The 17,111-nt window shown below is 73.4% G+C and carries 12 protein-coding genes; 5 read left to right on the forward strand and 7 right to left on the reverse strand.

Annotated elements, in window-relative coordinates; translation table 11 throughout:
• The first annotated feature begins 299 nt into the window (after positions 1–299).
• Complete coding sequence (locus ACZ3IL_RS18180; protein ID WP_467391420.1) at positions 300–1,865, forward strand: APC family permease; 1,566 nt, start codon at positions 300–302, stop codon at positions 1,863–1,865.
• 87 nt (positions 1,866–1,952) lie between these two features.
• Here ACZ3IL_RS18180 and ACZ3IL_RS18185 read toward each other — a convergent pair whose 3' ends face one another.
• The 3 genes from ACZ3IL_RS18185 to ACZ3IL_RS18195 form a co-directional block, all read right to left on the reverse strand.
• Complete coding sequence (locus ACZ3IL_RS18185) at positions 1,953–2,165, reverse strand: hypothetical protein (RefSeq protein ID WP_467391421.1); 213 nt, start codon at positions 2,163–2,165, stop codon at positions 1,953–1,955.
• 181 nt (positions 2,166–2,346) lie between these two features.
• Entirely contained in the window at positions 2,347–2,817 is a 471-nt protein-coding gene (locus ACZ3IL_RS18190) for a carboxymuconolactone decarboxylase family protein (RefSeq protein WP_467391422.1), read from the reverse strand.
• A 172-nt stretch (positions 2,818–2,989) separates the two neighbouring features.
• The gene (locus tag ACZ3IL_RS18195; protein WP_467391423.1) at positions 2,990–3,733 is read right to left on the reverse strand and encodes a GNAT family N-acetyltransferase; all 744 of its coding nucleotides are present in this window, start codon (positions 3,731–3,733) and stop codon (positions 2,990–2,992) included.
• Between the two features lie 107 nt (positions 3,734–3,840).
• Here ACZ3IL_RS18195 and ACZ3IL_RS18200 point away from each other — a divergent pair, with 107 nt between their 5' ends.
• Positions 3,841–6,426 (forward strand): bifunctional FO biosynthesis protein CofGH, encoded by a 2,586-nt coding sequence (locus ACZ3IL_RS18200; RefSeq protein ID WP_467391424.1) that lies wholly within the window; start codon positions 3,841–3,843, stop codon positions 6,424–6,426.
• 57 nt (positions 6,427–6,483) lie between these two features.
• On the opposite strand, the gene ACZ3IL_RS18205 is transcribed toward ACZ3IL_RS18200, so the two are convergent.
• A complete protein-coding gene (locus ACZ3IL_RS18205) occupies positions 6,484–7,515 on the reverse strand; it encodes a helix-turn-helix domain-containing protein (RefSeq protein WP_467391425.1) in 1,032 nt (343 codons plus the stop codon).
• Between the two features lie 405 nt (positions 7,516–7,920).
• On the opposite strand from ACZ3IL_RS18205, the gene ACZ3IL_RS18210 reads away from it, so the two are divergent.
• Entirely contained in the window at positions 7,921–9,048 is a 1,128-nt protein-coding gene (locus tag ACZ3IL_RS18210) for an ADP-ribosylglycohydrolase family protein (RefSeq protein ID WP_467391426.1), read from the forward strand.
• Positions 9,049–9,195: 147 nt separating this feature from the next.
• Here the strand turns inward: ACZ3IL_RS18210 and ACZ3IL_RS18215 are convergent, their stop codons facing one another.
• The 3 genes from ACZ3IL_RS18215 to ACZ3IL_RS18225 all read right to left on the reverse strand — a co-directional run bounded on the left by ACZ3IL_RS18215 (position 9,196) and on the right by ACZ3IL_RS18225 (position 11,485).
• Positions 9,196–9,396, reverse strand: a complete 201-nt coding sequence (locus ACZ3IL_RS18215) for a DUF397 domain-containing protein (RefSeq protein ID WP_467391427.1) — start codon at positions 9,394–9,396, stop codon at positions 9,196–9,198.
• Positions 9,397–9,588: 192 nt separating this feature from the next.
• Entirely contained in the window at positions 9,589–10,449 is an 861-nt protein-coding gene (locus ACZ3IL_RS18220; RefSeq protein WP_467391428.1) for a helix-turn-helix domain-containing protein, read from the reverse strand.
• Positions 10,450–10,786: 337 nt separating this feature from the next.
• On the reverse strand, positions 10,787–11,485 hold the full coding sequence (locus ACZ3IL_RS18225) for a GOLPH3/VPS74 family protein (protein ID WP_467391429.1): 699 nt from the start codon (positions 11,483–11,485) through the stop codon (positions 10,787–10,789).
• A gap of 162 nt (positions 11,486–11,647) precedes the next feature.
• Here ACZ3IL_RS18225 and ACZ3IL_RS18230 point away from each other — a divergent pair, with 162 nt between their 5' ends.
• Both ACZ3IL_RS18230 and ACZ3IL_RS18235 read left to right on the forward strand, forming a co-directional pair.
• Positions 11,648–14,263 carry a D-alanyl-D-alanine carboxypeptidase family protein gene (locus tag ACZ3IL_RS18230; protein ID WP_467391430.1) on the forward strand — a complete coding sequence of 872 codons (2,616 nt, stop codon included), beginning with the start codon at positions 11,648–11,650 and terminating at the stop codon, positions 14,261–14,263.
• Between the two features lie 465 nt (positions 14,264–14,728).
• Positions 14,729–16,417 (forward strand): MFS transporter, encoded by a 1,689-nt coding sequence (locus ACZ3IL_RS18235; protein ID WP_467391651.1) that lies wholly within the window; start codon positions 14,729–14,731, stop codon positions 16,415–16,417.
• Positions 16,418–17,111: the final 694 nt, after the last annotated feature.

Raw genomic sequence — 17,111 nt, forward strand, 5'->3', positions numbered from 1 at the left:
TCCGGTGAGGGCCCCGGGGCGTTGGCGCGTCCGGGGCGCGGGCGGCCCGGGAGGGGCCCGGCGACGGCCCGGAAAATTTCTCGGGAAAATTTGTAAACGGACATTTGGGGGCGGGCTACGGTTCCCGCATATCGGACAGCGCCGGAATGACCTACCGCTTGGTCGGGTGGTGCGGCGGGTCGATCTTTCAATCCTTGGCGAGTGGCCCGGACGACCCTCGCAATGCAAGGGGCGTCTCGATCAAGTGGGCGGATTCTGATCTTCCGGATGTGGAAACCGCAGCATTTAACGTCCTGTTCATGACTCAGGTGGAAGCTCGGCCGCAGGCCGGAGACACGGTAAGGGGCGTCGACGCCCCGGGCGACGCCCACGGTGTACGCGCCAAGGGCCTCGGAGGGAACTCCGTCGGCCTCCTCGGCAGCGCCGTCATCGGCGTCTCGACCGTCGCCCCCGTCTACTGTCTGACCTCCACGCTCGGCTCCACGGCCGGCGAGGTCGGGCTCCAGATGCCCGCCGTCTTCCTCGCGGGCTTCCTCCCGATGCTCCTCGTCGCCTTCGCGTACCGGGAGCTCAACAAGGCCATGCCGGACTGCGGCACCTCCTTCACCTGGACCGTGAAGGCCTTCGGCCCCAGGATCGGCTGGATGTGCGGCTGGGGCCTCGTCATCGCGACGATCATCGTGCTCTCCAACCTGGCCGGCGTCGCGACCTCGTACTTCTGGCTCCTCGCGGGCGAGGTCAGCGGCAGCGAGTCCGTCGCCGCGCTCGACGGCAACAAGGCCGTCCACATCGTCACCTGCCTCACCCTCATCGCCGCCGCCACCGCGATCAGCTACCGGGGCATGACCGCCACCAAGGGCGTGCAGTACGCCCTCGTCGGCCTCCAGCTCGTCGTCCTCGCCGTCTTCGTCGGCATGGCCCTGTCGAAGGCCGGGTCGTTCGAGACCTCGATGGACTTCTCCTGGTCCTGGATGAACCCCTTCGCGGTGCAGTCCTTCGCCGCCTTCACGGCCGGGCTCTCGCTCTCGATCTTCATGTACTGGGGCTGGGACGCCTGCATGGCGACCAACGAGGAGACCACCGGCAGCGAGAAGACCCCCGGCCGCGCCGCCCTCATCGCGATGGTCGTCCTGGTCGGCTCCTACCTGGCCACCGGCATCGCCGCCCAGATGGCCGTCGGCTCCGGGGAGAACGGCCTCGGCCTCGCCAACCCGGAGACCTCCGACAACGTCTTCGCCGCCCTGGCCGGACCCGTCATGGGCCCCACCCTCGGCATCCTGCTCTTCGTCGCGGTCCTGGCCTCCGCCGCCGCGAGCCTCCAGACGACCTTCATCCCGGTCGCCCGCACGGTCCTCGCGATGGCCACGTACGAGGCGCTTCCGAAGTCCTTCACCGAGGTCCACCCGGTCTTCAAGACCCCCGGCCGGGCCACGGTCGTGGCGGGTGCCGCCACCGGCGCGTTCTACACCGTGATGACCCTGGTCAGCGAGCACGTCCTGGTCGACACCATCTACGCCCTCGGCCTGATGATCTGCTTCTACTACGCGCTCACGGCCTTCGCCTGCGTCCGGTACTTCCGCAAGGAGCTGTTCCGCTCCTTCCGCGACTTCGCCTTCAAGGGCCTGCTGCCGCTGCTCGGCGGGCTCATGCTCACCGCCGTCTTCGGCAAGACCCTGTACGACATGTGGGACCCGGCCTACGGCTCCGGCTCCGCCGTCCTCGGCATGGGCTCGGTCTTCGTGATCGGCGTCGGGCTGCTGCTCCTCGGCGTGGTGATCATGCTGGTCATGCAGCGCCGCAGCCCCGCCTTCTTCCGCGGCGAGGTCCTGACCCGGGAGACCCCGGCCCTGGTGGTCGAGGACTGACCGGTTCCCGGCCTCCCGGAACGCGGAGGTGGCGGGCCCGTGGGGGCCCGCCACCTCCGCGCGTCCGTCCGGGGAGGACCGGGACGCTCAGCGTCCGGGCAGCAGGCTCCCCACCGCCGCGCCGGCGTCCGGCAGGCCGGGCGCGCCGGCCGGCTTCGCCCCGGGGGTCAGGACGCCGCTGAGCGGGACCACCGAGGGCAGGTTCACCCCGCCGGTGTCGGCGGCGGCGGTTCCGGCGGCGCCCGCCGCACCGGCGGAGGCGAAGGCGGTCAGGACGACTGCGGTGAGCATCTTCTTCATGACCGCTCCAACGCGGAGGAGGCGGGTCCGGTTACGACCTGCCCGGACCGCGTCCACGGAGCGGCCGCCGCCCACGGGTACGGGACCCCCGCCCCGGAGCGGACCGTCCGGGCCCGTAACGGCGCCCGCACGGCCCGGCCCGCACGGCCGGCGGGGCCCGCCGGCCGGGAGACCCGCCCGGTCAGAGGGGCGTGCCGGCCGGCTGCCGGACGGTGACGTTGATCCGGTTGAAGAAGTTCGTCAGGCCGATCATCAGCACCAGCGAGGCGAGCTGCTTCTCGTCGAAGTGGTCGGCCGCCGCGTCCCACACCGCGTCCGGCACCGCGTCCGGGGTGTCGGCGATCCGGGTCGCGTACTCGGCGAGCGCCAGGGCGGCCCGCTCCTCGTCGGAGAAGTACGGCGCCTCGCGCCACGCGGCGACCGCGAACAGCTTCTCGTCGCTCACCCCCGCCTTCCTGGCGCCCTTCGCGCCGTAGTCCACGCAGAAGCCGCAGCCGTTGATCTGGCTGGCCCGCAGGTGCACCAGCTCCAGGAGAGCCTCCGGGACCCCGCCCTGGCGGGTGGCCCTCAGGAGCCCCTGGATCGCGGGGCCGGCGTCGGGCAGGACGTAGGCGGGGTTGGTCATGCGGGCCTCGGGCGTGTGCGTCGCCATGGTGATCGCTCCTCGTCGCGTGTGCGTGCGTCGCTTTCACCCCATGGACGGGACGCGGGACGCGGATGTGACACGGACGCGGAAAATCTTTCCGGGAAGCCCCGCGCCCGGGGCCGCGCGGCACCCGGCGCCCCGGGACCGCCCGCCCGCGACCCGCCGGGCGGGCCCGCGCCTACGCCTCCGCGATGAGGGCGGTCGCCACCGTGCGGAAGCCGAGCCGCCCGTAGAGCCGGGCCACGCCCTCGTCCGAGGCCGACAGGAACACCAGGCCGGCGCCCCGGGCCCGGGCGTCCGCGACCAGGGCGGCCGTGACCGCCAGCCCGCACCCCCGGCGCCGGGCCGCCGGGAGGGTGCCGACGCCGACGACCTCGGAGACGTCCCCCACGGGCTGGTGCTGCCCCGCCGAGAGGGCGGTGCCGTCCGCCCCGTCGAAGGCCGCCGCGAGCCGGGTCAGACCGGCCCCGATCCGTGCGGCGGTCCGCTCGGCGGTCCCGGGCGGTGGAGGGAAGCCGAAGGCGCCGTACGGGGCGGCGACCGCGCCCTCCAGGCCGGGGTCGTCCGCCTCCACCATCCGTACGGTCGCGCCCTCGGGCTCCGGCACGGCGAGCCCGTCGCCCTCCAGGACCATCAGCGGGTGCGCGTGGACGGTCAGCCCGCTCGCCTCCACGGCCGCCCGCAGCCCCGGTGTCGTCTCCGCGACCCACTCGAAGGCCTCGGGCACCCCCAGCTCCCGCTGCCGGGCCCGCACCCGCTCCACCGCCCCGGGCGTGACCGCCCCCTCGTGCCCGAGTGCGGGCCGCGCGTAGAAGGGCCAGCCCTCCCCCTCCCGCACGAAGAGCGTCAGCGGACCGAAGTCCTCGGCGCGGGCGGAGGAACGGGGAACGGCGTCGTAGTACGTCTCGATTCGCTTCAGCACCGGGCCACGGTAGGGGCGGGACGGAAGGGGCGCACGCGCGTTTCCGGGAACGCGCACCGGCGGACGGCACGCCCGGCCCTCCCCGCACCCGCTCGTATGCTCGGTCCATGACGGATCACCGGGCGGGACGCCCCACCGAGAACGCCATGCGCCGTGCCCTCAGGCGGGCCAGGGACGGGGTCGCGCTCGACGTCGCCGAGGCCGCCGTGCTGCTGCGGGCGCGCGGGGCGGACCTGGCGGACCTGGTCGCGACCGCCGGACGGGTGCGGGACGCCGGCCTGGCGGCGGCCGGACGGCCGGGCGTCATCACGTACTCGAAGAGCGTCTTCGTCCCGCTCACCCGCCTCTGCCGCGACACGTGCCACTACTGCACCTTCGCCACCGTCCCGGGCAAGCTGCGCCGGGCCGGGCACGGGATGTTCATGTCGCCCGACGAGGTCCTCGACATCGCCCGGCGCGGCGCCGAACTCGGCTGCAAGGAAGCCCTGATCACCCTCGGCGACAAGCCCGAGGACCGCTGGCCGGAGGCGCGCGAGTGGCTGGACGCGCACGGCTACGACGACACGATCGCGTACGTGCGGGCCATGGCGATCCGCGTCCTGGAGGAGACCGGCCTCCTGCCGCACCTCAACCCCGGGGTCCTGTCCTGGACCGACTTCCAGCGCCTCAAGCCCGTCGCCCCCTCCATGGGGATGATGCTGGAGACCACCGCGACCCGCCTCTGGTCCGAGCCCGGCGGCCCCCACCACGGGTCCCCCGACAAGGAACCGGCCGTGCGGCTCAGGGTCCTGGAGGACGCCGGCCGCTCCTCCGTCCCCTTCACCTCGGGGCTGCTGCTCGGCATCGGGGAGACCCCGGAGGAACGGGCCGAGTCGCTGTTCGCGCTGCGCCGGATCGCCCGCGCCTACCACGGCATCCAGGAACTGATCATCCAGAACTTCCGCGCCAAGCCGGACACGGCGATGCGCGCGATGCCGGACGCCGAACTGGACGACCTGGTGGCCACCGTCGCCGTCGCCCGGCTCATCATGGGCCCCTCCGCCTGCCTCCAGGCCCCGCCGAACCTGGTCGACGCGGAGTACGAGCGCCTCATCGCGGCCGGCATCGACGACTGGGGCGGCGTCTCCCCGCTCACCATCGACCACGTCAACCCCGAACGGCCCTGGCCGAGGATCGAGGAGCTGGCCGAACGGTCCGCCGCCGCCGGCTTCGAACTGCGCGAACGCCTCTGCGTCTACCCCGAGTTCGTCACCCGGGGAGAACCCTGGCTCGACCCCCGGCTCCTCCCGCACGTCCGCGCCCTCGCCGACCCCGGGACCGGGCTCGCGAACCCCGACGCGCCCGTGCGCGGCCTGCCCTGGCAGGAGCCCGACGAGGCCTTCACCGCCACCGGCCGCACCGACCTGCACCGCACGGTCGACACCGAGGGGCGCACGGGCGACCGGCGCGAGGACTTCGCCGAGGTGTACGGGGACTGGGAGGCGCTGCGCGAGGCCGCCGCCCCCGGAATGGTCCCGCAGCGCGTCGACGCCGACGTGCGCGAGGCGCTCGCCGTCGCCGCCGACGACCCGACGCGGCTCACCGACCCGCAGGCCCTGGCCCTCCTCCACGCCGACGGGCCCGCCCTGGACGCCCTCACCCGGATCGCGGACGACCTGCGCCGCGACGTGGCCGGCGACGACGTCACGTACGTCGTCACGCGGAACATCAACTTCACCAACGTCTGCTACACCGGCTGCCGCTTCTGCGCCTTCGCCCAGCGCCGCACCGACGCCGACGCCTACACCCTCTCCCTCGACCAGGTCGCCGACCGCGCCCAGCAGGCCTGGGAGGTCGGCGCGGTGGAGGTCTGCATGCAGGGCGGCATCCACCCCGACCTGCCCGGCACCGCCTACTTCGACATCGCGCGCGCGGTGAAGGAACGCGTCCCCGGCATGCACGTGCACGCCTTCTCCCCGATGGAGGTCGTCAACGGCGCCTCCCGCACCGGCCTCTCGATCCGGGAGTGGCTGACGGCCGCGAAGGAGGCCGGACTCGACTCGATCCCGGGCACGGCCGCCGAGATCCTGGACGACGAGGTCCGCTGGGTCCTCACCAAGGGCAAACTGCCCACCGCCACCTGGATCGAGGTGATCACCACCGCCCACGAGCTGGGCATCCGCTCCTCCTCCACGATGATGTACGGGCACGTCGACCAGCCCCGGCACTGGCTCGGCCACTTCCGCACCCTGGCCCGCATCCAGGAACGGACCGGCGGCTTCACGGAGTTCGTGACGCTCCCCTTCGTCCACACCAACGCGCCCGTCTACCTCGCCGGCGTCGCCCGCCCCGGCCCCACCGTCCGCGACAACCGCGCGGTCACCGCCATGGCCCGCCTCCTCCTCCACCCCCACATCCCCCACATCCAGACGAGCTGGGTGAAACTGGGCGCGGAGGGCGCCGCCGAGATGCTCCGCTCGGGCGCCGACGACCTCGGCGGCACCCTGATGGAGGAGACCATCTCCCGCATGGCCGGGTCGGGTTACGGCTCGTACCGCTCGGTCAGGGACCTGGAGACCATCGCGGCGGCGGCGGGCCGCCCCGCGAAGCCCCGGACGACCCTGTACGGGGAGGTCCCGGAGGAACGGCGGCGCGCGGCCGCCGCGTCGGACGGGCACCTGCCGGAGCTGCTGCCCGTCCTGCCGGCGGAGTGAGGACGGGCCGTCCGGGGCGGTCCGGGCCCGTGCCCCCGGACCGCCCCGCCGGCCCTCCTACGACAGCCAGCCGCGCCGCGCCGCCTGCCACACCAGCTGGGTGCGCGTCGTGGCGCCGGCGCGCCGCATCAGCACCTGGATGCGGCGCTGGACGGTGCGCTGGCTGACCCCGAGCTGCGAGGCGATCGCCTTGTCCGCGACCCCGGCGACGATCAGGGAGAGCAGGTACCGCTCGTCGTCGGCGATGTACGCGCCGGGACGCGGACCGCCGCCGAAACCGGCCAGCTCGCCGGAGTCCGTGACGTGCAGCGGCGTCGCCGCCGCCCACTGGCTCTCGAACAGGGCGATCAGCGCGTCGAGCAGGCTGCTGGTGCGCACCACGGCGGCCGTCGGCTCGCCCGCCGGACCGTCCGGCCCGGCCGCGCTGTCCGGACGCCGGGTCACCAGGGGGCAGATGGCGGTCGAGTCGTCCGCGATCACCAGCCGCACCGGCAGCGTCCCGGTGGCCCGCGCCTGTTCGCCCGCGCGGATGCTGCGGGCGACGTTGGCGACCATGCCGGGTTCCTCCAGGAGCTCGCGCTCGTAGATCACCTTGTACCGGACCCCCCGGGCGAGCAGCTCCCACTCCTCGCTGTTCTCCTCCGCCGGCAGGGCCACGGCGTCGGCCTTGGAGAGCCACCGCATCTCGCCGGCCCCGTGCGCCAGGTGGCGCAGCCGCTGCCGGATCACGTTCGCGCCCGTGATCACCTCGACGAGCTGCCCGGCGTCGTGCCGGCGCCCCCCGGCCCGGTACTCCTCGGCGAGCTGCTCCACCCCCCGCCGCGCCCACTCCAGCGCCTCGTGCCCGCGCAGCAGGAGCGGGCGCAGCGCCACGTCGGGCGCCACCGGCACGTACCGTTCCGCGTCCCCCACCGCCGTGTCCGTCCGCCCCACCAGGCCCTTGTCGTGGAGCGAGGCCAGCACCTCGCGCGCCCGGACGGCCGCGAGGTGCAGCCGTTCCGCGACCTCGTCGGCGCCGGCCTCCCGCACCCCGACGAGGAAGCGGTACACCCGCTCCTCCTCGGCCCCGACCCCCGCCGCCTCCAGCATGTGTCCTTCTCCCACGACGCCCTCGCCCACCCCGGCTGCTGCAACGTCCCCCGACGCGACCGATCCCATCACATCCGCACATCGGGGCGGGCGCCGCTCCCACCGCGCGCGGCACCCGTCGTGCCCTGGTCACACGCGCAACGGCGGGCGGCGGGCACGCCGTTCGCCCGCCGGCGCGGCCGTGGCACCGGTGTTCCTTCCTGTTGACTCCTGATCCCGCCGGTCACGGAAATCCGGGAGGCCGCCGCCGTCGACGCCGCCGTCCGGCGCCGGGCGAAACACGGTCACAACAGGCCTGAAGGGCGTCGGAACACATAACGTTCCGGCTCCCGGACGCGCATTCCCGGTCCATTACAGTGCGGCGGAGGAACCGTCAGCGAACCGCCGACCGGGGGAGGGCGCGTCGTGGCCACGACAGCCGCAGCCGTGTGGGGCCGTGCCGAACAGCAGGACTTCCGGGCCCGGGTACGGGGCTGTCTGCTCGGCGGGGCCCTCGGCGACGCGCTGGGCGCGGGCGCCGACGGCCGGGACCTCGCGGAGCTGCGCGCCGCCCACGGACCTGACGGACTCGCCGACCCCGTCCCCGCGTACGGACGGCGGGGCGCCGTCACCGCCGCCACCCAGATGACCCTCTTCACCGTCGACGGCCTGATCCGCGCCCAGGTCCGCCGCGACACCGGCGCCTGGCACCCGCCCACCGACGTGCACCGGGCCCATCTGCGCTGGGCCGCCACCCAGCGCGACTGGGGCCCCGACGAACGCCGCGGGGACAACGGCTGGCTCGCCCGCGAGGAGTGGCTGTACGCCCGCCGCAACCCGGCCCGCGCCTGCCTCAGCGGCTTCGGCGACGAACGCGCCGGCACCCCCGACAAGCCCAAGAACCCCACGGCCGGCGACTCCGGCGCCCTCGTCCGCTCGGCCCCCTTCGGACTGCTCGTCGGCTGGGAGGCGCACCTCGTCCACCGGCTCGCCGCGGAGTGCGCCGTCCAGTCGCACGGCGCCCCGGCGGCCGTCCTCGCGGCGGGCGCCCTCGCCGTCACCGTCCACGGCGTGGTCCGGGGCGGGTCCGTGGAGGCGGCGGTGGCCGGGGCCCTGGAACAGCTCGCGGAGCACCCCGGCCACGAGCCGGTCGCCGAGGCGCTCGGCCGCGCCCTCGGAGCCGTACGGGAAGGGGCGCCGGACCCGGAACGGGTGACCGCCCTCGGGGCCGGCGAGGACCGGGCGGAGGGACAGCTGGCCGCGGCCGTCTACTGCGCCCTGGTCGGCGAGGACGTCCGGCACGGGCTGCGGCTCGCGGTGAACCACGACGGGCCCTCGTCGGTGACCGGCGCGCTCGCCGGGGCCCTGCTCGGCGCCCTGCACGGCGAGACGGCCCTCCCGCCGGCCTGGCTGGCCGACCTGGAGGGCCGGGGGACGGTCCTGGAACTGGCGGACGACTTCTCGATGGAGATGACCCAGGGCGCCGCCCTGCACACCCCCGAGGGGGCCGCGCCGGGCTGGCTGGCGCGCTATCCGGGGTACCCGGGGCGCTGACGGGACGGGACCTCCGGGGCCGGGCGGGAGGACCCGGAAAAGCACCGAGCCCCCTCGGCCAGGACGGCGTGACCGGACGAGAGGGCTCTTTCGTACTGCCGGCGGCGCGCACCGCCGTGGCGGTTCACGCGCCGGCGGGGGACGGGGTCAGCGGGCCCCGCCGCTCACCTCGCCGACGAAGGCGCTCCAGGAACCCGGCCCGAACGAGAGGGACGGGCCCTCGGGGGCCTTGGAGTCCCGCACCGCGATCGCGGTCATGACGGGGGACTTCACTTCGACGCACGCCCCGTTCCCACCCGAGTAGGAGGACTTCGTCCAGGTGTCCGTGCCACCCTGAATAATCGCCATGCTGCTCAGCTCCGGTTCTGCCAGTTTCTGCCAGTGGTCTGCCGCGCCAACGTTCTTGACGGCGTGATCGACGCTACTCGCCGGCCCCGGCCTACGGGGCCGGCGTTCACACGTCCGAGTGGCATATACCAATGGGGGCTTCCGTGAGAGCGATGACGCGGTGTACCGTGCCTGCCCCGATCGTTTCGGACCTCAGCCCCGCGCGTGCTTCTTGGCCATGTTCGAGATGAACTCCCTGGTCTGGTCGACGTTCAGCGCCTGCGCCCGCAGGTGCTCGTACATGACGCTGTACTTGCCGACGTCCTGGGCCTTCTCCAGGTACAGGTCGCTCGTGACGCCCTCGATGTAGACGACGCTGGAGTCCGACGCGTCCGGGAACTCCAGGATCGAGTACTGCCCGCTGATCCCCGGGTGCGCGCCCATCTCGAACGGCATCACCTGCACGGTCACGTGCGGCAGCTGCGACTGTTCGAGCAGGTGCTCCAGCTGCTGCACCATCAGCTGCCGGCTGCCCACGATCCGGTGCAGCGCGCCCTCGTCGATGACGGCCCAGAGGCGCAGCGGACGCTCCTCGTCCCGGATGCGCTCCTGGCGGCGGGTGCGGACCTGGACCCGCTTCTCGATGTCCGCGGGCGACGACTCCGGCAGCGCGCCGGCGATCACGGCCTCGGCGTACTCGTGGGTCTGGAGCAGCCCGGGGATGATCTGCGGTTCGTACATCCGCAGGCTCTCCGCGTCCGTCTCCAGACCGATGTAGACGCTGTACGGGATGTCGCCGAAGGCGTGCCACCAGCCCTGCTGGCGCGAGTCCTTGGCCATTTGCATGAGGGAGTCGACCATGCGCTCGTCCTCGACCTCGTACACGCCGCACAGGTCGCGGACGTCGCGCTGGCTGATGGAACGACGGCCGTTCTCCAGACGGCTGATCTTGGACTGGGAGACGAGGAGGCGCTCGGCGACCTGCTCGGCCGTCATGTTCTTCGCCTCCCGGAGCTTGCGCAGCTCCTGTCCCAATCGGCGTCGCCTGACGGTGGGGTTGACGTTGGACGCCACGGAAACGGCACCTCCGGCTGTCTGCTGCGTAGCTGTGGGTATCTACCGCTTGGCAGACTGCCACCAACGGCCGGGTGTGCGCTGGGAAACCGGGACAACGCGTACCGGGACGACGCACGCGTGCGGGGCGGCCGTCCAGGCCGCCCCGCACGGTTGTGCGGCTCCCGGGATGGTTCGGTGGTGCGTCCTGCTGCCGGGGGCCCGCGTGGTGCGTGTTCGTGTGGTGGTGCGTGTGGTGGTGCGTGTGCGTGGTGCGTGTGACGCGTGGTCGTGCGGTGGTGCGTACGCGCGGTGGCGCGTCTTCGCGTGGTGGCGGGTCGTCACCGCCGGCCGGTGCTCAGTGCGCCGCCGCGCGGGCCATGCCGCCGCGTGGCTGCGCCGGAACGGCCCCGGCGCTTCGGCGCGGTTGCGCCCCCGCGCCGTTCTGGACGTCCATCACGGCGTGCGCCACGAGACCGCCCATCGGGTCGTGCCGGATCAGGTCGCGCAGCCGTGACCGCGACGACCGTCCTTCGTTGCCGGGGTAGAGGTGCTTGCCGAGTCCGACCGCGTGGGCCAGCGCGGCGAGCGCCGCGGTCCGCGGGTCCGGCGGTACACCGGTGCGGATCGCACTGTCGAGCCGGGCACGGATCTCCCGGCTGATCGCCGTCTCCGTCGCCTGGTAGCGCGTCGTCGGCAACACCCCGCACATCTGGCCCTCCACGGCATGGACCATGCCGCATCGCTCCAGATGCGAGAGGTACGTCTGGCGGAGCCCCAGTCGGGGCCCGCCTATCCAGTGGACGGCCCGTACCGGGCTGCCGCGCCTGCGCAGCAGTTCCAGTGCGGAGTCCAGTGTCGGATCTCCGGTCGGCCGTGGCATCACCACGGCGATACGATCCCCGTCAGGGGCTATCCGGCCTGCCAGCGCCAGCTCCACTAGCTGTGCTCCGGCCAGGCCGAGGTCGAGCGACTGCGGCTGCGCTGTGGTACCCGTGGTCGGGTCCAGAGCGAGCAGCAGAAGCTCCTCCGGAATGGTTCTGCGGCTCCTGCCCATCCATGCCTCCCCGCGTGGATGAATGACAGGGTGACCCCTCTCACATTCATCTGTCGAGAGCACCCGGGTGGTTCATCCGGGAACCAGTAGGTATGTCGTTCTCGTCTAGCACGGGGGCCAAGGGGTTCACACAGGACACTGGTAGACGGTTCGGACGTACGCATGACGCATGGAGGAGGCACGGTGGCGGGCGAGTCCCCCGACAAGGCGGAGCAGCAGGGGTCGTCGCAGGAGACGGCGGGCTCGGGCGGCGGCCGTGATCCCCGGCTCTCCGTGCTCCGTGAGGCGGAGCCCTCGCCGTCCTCCTCGCGGACGGCCCCGGACGCGCCGGAGCGGGTCGACCAGCCGACCGCCGTGTTCAGGAACCTGGTCCCGCGCGCGTCCGGGGACGACGCGCCGACGGGGACCGCCGCACCGGAGGCCGACGCGGACGCGGAGGCCCCCCGGGAGCGCGCCGGGGAGACGTCCTCGAAGCCCGGGGAGCCGGGGGAGACCGGCGGGGCCGGGAGCGCGGAGCCGGAGCCCGAGGGCGAGCGCCTGAAGGCGGCCGTGGCGGCGTGGGTCGCCACGGCGGCGGAGAAGCCCCGGGGCGGCGCGGACGACGCCGTGAGCGGCGGTACGGACGGCGGGAAGCCGGCCGGCGAACCGGCCGATGAGCCGACCGGGAAGGTTTCGGAGGCAGAGGCGGACGCGGAGACGGCGGACGCGGGACCGGTGGACGCGGAGACGGCGGACGGGGAGCCGTCCGCCGCCGGGTCCGCCTCCCCGGAGGCCCGGGAGACCGCCGGCACCTCCTCAGACGCTCCCGCGGGCGCTTCCGCGGGCCCGGACTCCGCCGAGGCCGCCGAAGGCGCCGAAAGCACCGGGGCCGCCGAAAGCACCGGGGCCGTCGAGGACGCGGAGGAGACCGGGAGCGGCGAGAACGCCGGAGACACGGGGAACGCCGAGGACACCGGCGTTCCGCGCGCCTCCGCTGCTTCTGCTGCCCCCGCTGCCTCCCCGGCCGGTTCCTCGCCCGAGGACGGGACCGGGGCCGACGCAGACGCCGAGAGCAAGAAGGCCGACGCCGAGAGCAAGGCCGGCACCGAGGGCGAAGCCAAGACCGAGGGCGAGGCCGAAGCCGGGGGCGAGGACGACGAGGAGCCGGTCGACCAGCCCACGGCCATGTTCAAGGTGGTCCGCCCGCCCGTGGACCAGCCGACGACCGCCCTGAAGCTCCCGGCCGGTCCGAGGGGCGCGGACGCGGACCCCGACAGCGAGCGCACCAGCACCTTCCTGCCGCTGCGGCCCGACATCCCGGCCGAGGACGGGCGGAAGGCCGCTTCCGCCGCCCCCGCCGCCGCTCCAGCGGCCTCGACGGCCCCCGCCGCCGCCCCGGGCTCCCCGGCCGCCCCCGGGGCCCCCCGGACGTCCGGAGAGGCCGCGTCCGCGTCCGCCCCGGCACCGGCGGCGCTCGCCGAGGCGGAGCGGACCCGGCAGCAGCCGCTGCCTCCGCTGCCCCCGCTCGACCTCCTCGCGGAGCTGACCAACACCCCGCCCCCGCCGCCGACCCCGCTCCGGACGGCCGTGCGCCGCATCCGGATCTGGACCCCGCTGGTCCTGCTCCTCCTGATCGTCTTCGCGATCGCGCAGATGGTCCGCCCGCTGCCCGCGCCCGCGCTCTCGCTCACCGCCGCGCCCTCCTTCACCTTCGGGGGAGGCACCCTGAACATGCCGTGGCCGGGCGAGGGACAGGGCGCCGTCGAGGTCGAGGGCGTCGGCTCCATGGGCACGTACGGACCGCAGAAGCCGGCCCCGATCGCGTCCGTCACCAAGACGATGACGGCGTACGTGATCCTCCGCGACCACCCCCTGAAGGGGAAGGCGACCGGCCCCGAGATCAAGGTCGACAAGAAGGCCGCCGACCAGGGGAAGGCCGAGCACGAGTCGACCGCGCCGGTCAAGGAGGGCCAGACCTACACGGAGAAGGAGCTCCTGGAGCTCCTCATGATTCCTTCCGCGAACAACGTGGCCCGGCTGCTCGCCCGCTGGGACGCCGGTTCCGAGGCCGCGTTCGTCGAGAAGATGAACGCCGCCGCCAAGGAGCTCGGCATGACGCAGTCCGCGTACACGGACCCGTCCGGTCTGCTCGACAGCACCGTGTCGACCCCGCAGGACCAGCTGAAGCTGGCGAAGGCGGTCATGCAGTACGACGTGTTCCGCGAGATCGTGAACATGCCGAACGTGACCGTCGACGGCATCCCCGGCCGGATCGAGAACAACAACAACATCCTCCTCAAGCCGGGCGTCAGCGGCATCAAGACCGGCTCCTCCACCCCGGCCGGAGGCAACCTGCTCTGGGCGGCGAACACCGTGGTGGACGGGAAGAACCGCCGCATCCTCGGCATCGTCATGGGGGCCAAGGACGCCAAGCTCCTCAACGACAAGCTCCAGCTCTCCATCGACTACAGCTACGAGCTGATCAAGCAGGCGCAGAAGGACGTCACCTCGGCCGTCGTGGTCCGCAAGGGCCAGGTCCTCGGCCACGTCGACGACGGTCTCGGCGGGAAGACCCCGGTCGTCGCCACCCAGGAGCTCAAGGCGGTCGGCTGGCCCGGCCTGAAGGTGAAGCTGGAGCTCACCGACGGCGGCAAGGCCGTTCCGCACAGCGGCAGGGCGGGCGACGTCGTCGGCCAGGTGTCGATCGGCACGGGTGCGGGCCGGGTCAGCTCCCCGGTGGCCCTCCAGACCGATCTGACGGAGCCCGGCTTCGACAAGAAGCTGACCCGGGTGGGCTGAGAAGCCACCCGCTCGGCCGGACGCCCCGGTTCTCCGGGGCGTCCGGCTGTTAGCGTTTCCGGGGGACGAGAAGCACGCGTGATCCCCGCGCCGTGCGAGACGGGACGTACGGAAAGGGCCGCAGTGACCACCGCCGAACCGACACGCGCCGACCGCGCGGAACCCCTTCCCGGCGTCCTGCCCGAAGCCCTTCCCGGCACGGAACCCGGCCACGGACCCGGCAGTCCGTCCGGCCACGGGCCCGGCACTCCGCCCGGTACTCCGCCCGGCCACGGGCCCGGTACTCCGCCCCGCCCCGGCGCGGCGGCCCCGCTCCGTACGGGGGCGGGCAGCCCGCCCGGGGACGCCCCCCTCCCCGGTGACCCCTCGGGAGGAAGAGTGCTCTCGCGAATACCGCTACCGGCGCAACGCCTCCCCTCGGAGCCGTCCGCCCCGGCCCCCCGGCGGAAGCGCCGCCACACCGTCCTGGTGGCCACGGGCCTCGCCGCCCTCACCCACGTCCTCTGGTTCTTCTTCTTCGCGAACAGCGGCGGAGACCTGGCCGCGCAGGACGCCTGGGCCGAGTTCGTCGGCCGGCACCCGGACTCCGCGTACAACCTCGCCTGGTACGGCGGGATGCACCCGGTCTCGTACAGCGTCGTCTCGCCCTACCTGATGTCGGTGTTCGGCGTCCGCAGCACGATGATGGCCGCCGGGACGCTGTCGGCCGCCCTGACCGCGCTGATCCTGGTGCGGGTGCGGGCGGTCCGGAACCCGATGGCCTGCGCGGTCGCGGGCGTCTTCGCCTTCCTCTGCAACGCCCTGTCGGGCCGGGTGACCTTCGGCCTCGGCATGATGTTCGCGCTCGGCGCGGTCGCGGCCGTCTTCTGCTGGCCCCACCGGTGGCGCCGCAAGCGCTGGGCCAAGGCCGTGGTCGCCGCCCCCCTCGCCGGCCTCGCGACCGCGTGCAGCCCGGTCGCCGGACTGTTCCTCGGGGTGGCGGCGGCCGCCCTCTTCCTCAACAAGCGGCGCCCCGGCGCGTACGCCCTCGGCCTCGCCCCGGTGGCCGTGGTCGCCCTCTCCTCCTGGCTCTTCCCCTTCTCGGGCACGCAGCCGATGGCCTTCGGCTCGGCCGCGCTGCCGATGATCTTCGGGGTCCTGGTCCTCCTCCTCGTGCCGAAGGACTGGCGGACGGTCCGCACCGCCGCCGCCGTGTACACGGTGGGGACCTTCCTCACCTGGGCGATCGACTCCCAGATCGGCTCGAACATCTCGCGGCTCCCGATGCTCTTCGCCGGGGTCGTGCTGCTCGCCGCCCTGCCGTACACCGCGCCGCGCTCGCGCCGCTGGTACGCGCTGGTGCTCGCCTTCGCCGGGCTGAACTTCTGGATCGGCTTCAAGGGCGTCGACGACGTCATCCGCACCGCCCCGGACGCCTCCTGGGCGCGCGAGCTCGCGCCGCTCGTCAACCAGCTCCAGGTGCGGGGCGCGGGCAAGGCGCGGGTCGAGGTCGTGCCGGCCTCCAGCCACCGCGAGTCGTCCGCGCTCAGCCCGTACATCAACCTGGCGCGGGGCTGGAACCGGCAGGCCGACATGGAGCGCAACCCGCTCTTCTACGACGACACCCTCAACGCCGTGAACTACGAGGACTGGCTCGACCGCTGGGCCGTCCACTTCGTGGTCCTGCCGACCGGCGCCCCCGACTCCGGCGCCGAGCGGGAGGCGGAACTGGTCCGGAGGGGCCTGCCGTACCTGGAGCAGGTGTGGTCGGACGAGAACTGGCGCCTGTACGAGGTCGAGAACCCGACGCCGCTGGCGGACCCGCCGGCCCGGGTGGAGAGCGCGGCGGCGAACGAGGTCGTGATCCGGGTCGACAGGCCCGGCCGGGTCCTCATCCGCGTCCCGTACTCGCCGTGGCTCGCCCTCGTGGACGAACACGGCGCCAAGGTCGAGCCGCCGCAGGAGACGGAGGCGTCGAAACTGGCCCGCGAGGCGTCGGACACCGAGCTGCCCAAGGTCTTCGCGAACAAGGAGGGCTGCCTGTTCAGGACGGAGGCGGACACGGAGGGCGACGAGTGGACGGAACTCGTCGCCCCGAAGGCGGGCGTCTACCGCCTGGCCGCCCCGTACAAACTCTCCCGGGGGACGGCGTGCCCGGAGGAACTGCGGCGCTGAACCCCTCCGCGGAGGGGCTTCGGTCGGCGCATCCCGGGGGAGCGTGCGACCCGGCACGTGGGGCCCGGACGCCCGGAACTCCCCGCATCGGACGGTACTGATCATTGAGGGGCCATTGAGGGGCCCAGGGACCCCGCCCCCACGGGAACGGCCCCGGACGAGACGTCCGGGGCCGAAGCGGGCCCCTTCCCGGGAGAAAGAACCCCAGGTCAGAGCGTATGCACTGTGCCCCCGGCAGGATTCGAACCTGCGACACCCGCTTTAGGAGTTCGATCTCCACCGCGTCCGGCGGGGGCCCGTCTCGCCAACTGCCGCCGCACACGGCCACTGGTTGTCGTCGCCATCCGCTGCCGTTGATGTCACTCGTGGATGTCAGAGAAACAGTTTTGGGAGCTGGACACTCACCCAGGTGCGTTCTGGCGCCTAGAAGTGGCGGGACACAGCCGAGTGGGTCGGCCAGTCGCCCAACCAGCAGGCAGAGCCATCGAACGCCACTGCCGTCTGCCTTCATTGCCGTGGGGTTCTGGCCGCGGCCAACTACTAGAAGGCTGGGCTGGTAGTAGGAGGACTGGCAGCTCTAGTAGTTGCTCCCACTCTTGGGCGGCAAAGCCTGCACTGGTTGCGTTTGCGCAGCTCAGGGCAGGTCTGGTCACCGATCGAGGGTTCTGGCCGCGGCCAACTACTAGAAGGCTGG

It is taken from the genome of Streptomyces sp. NPDC014907, assembly GCF_055562975.1.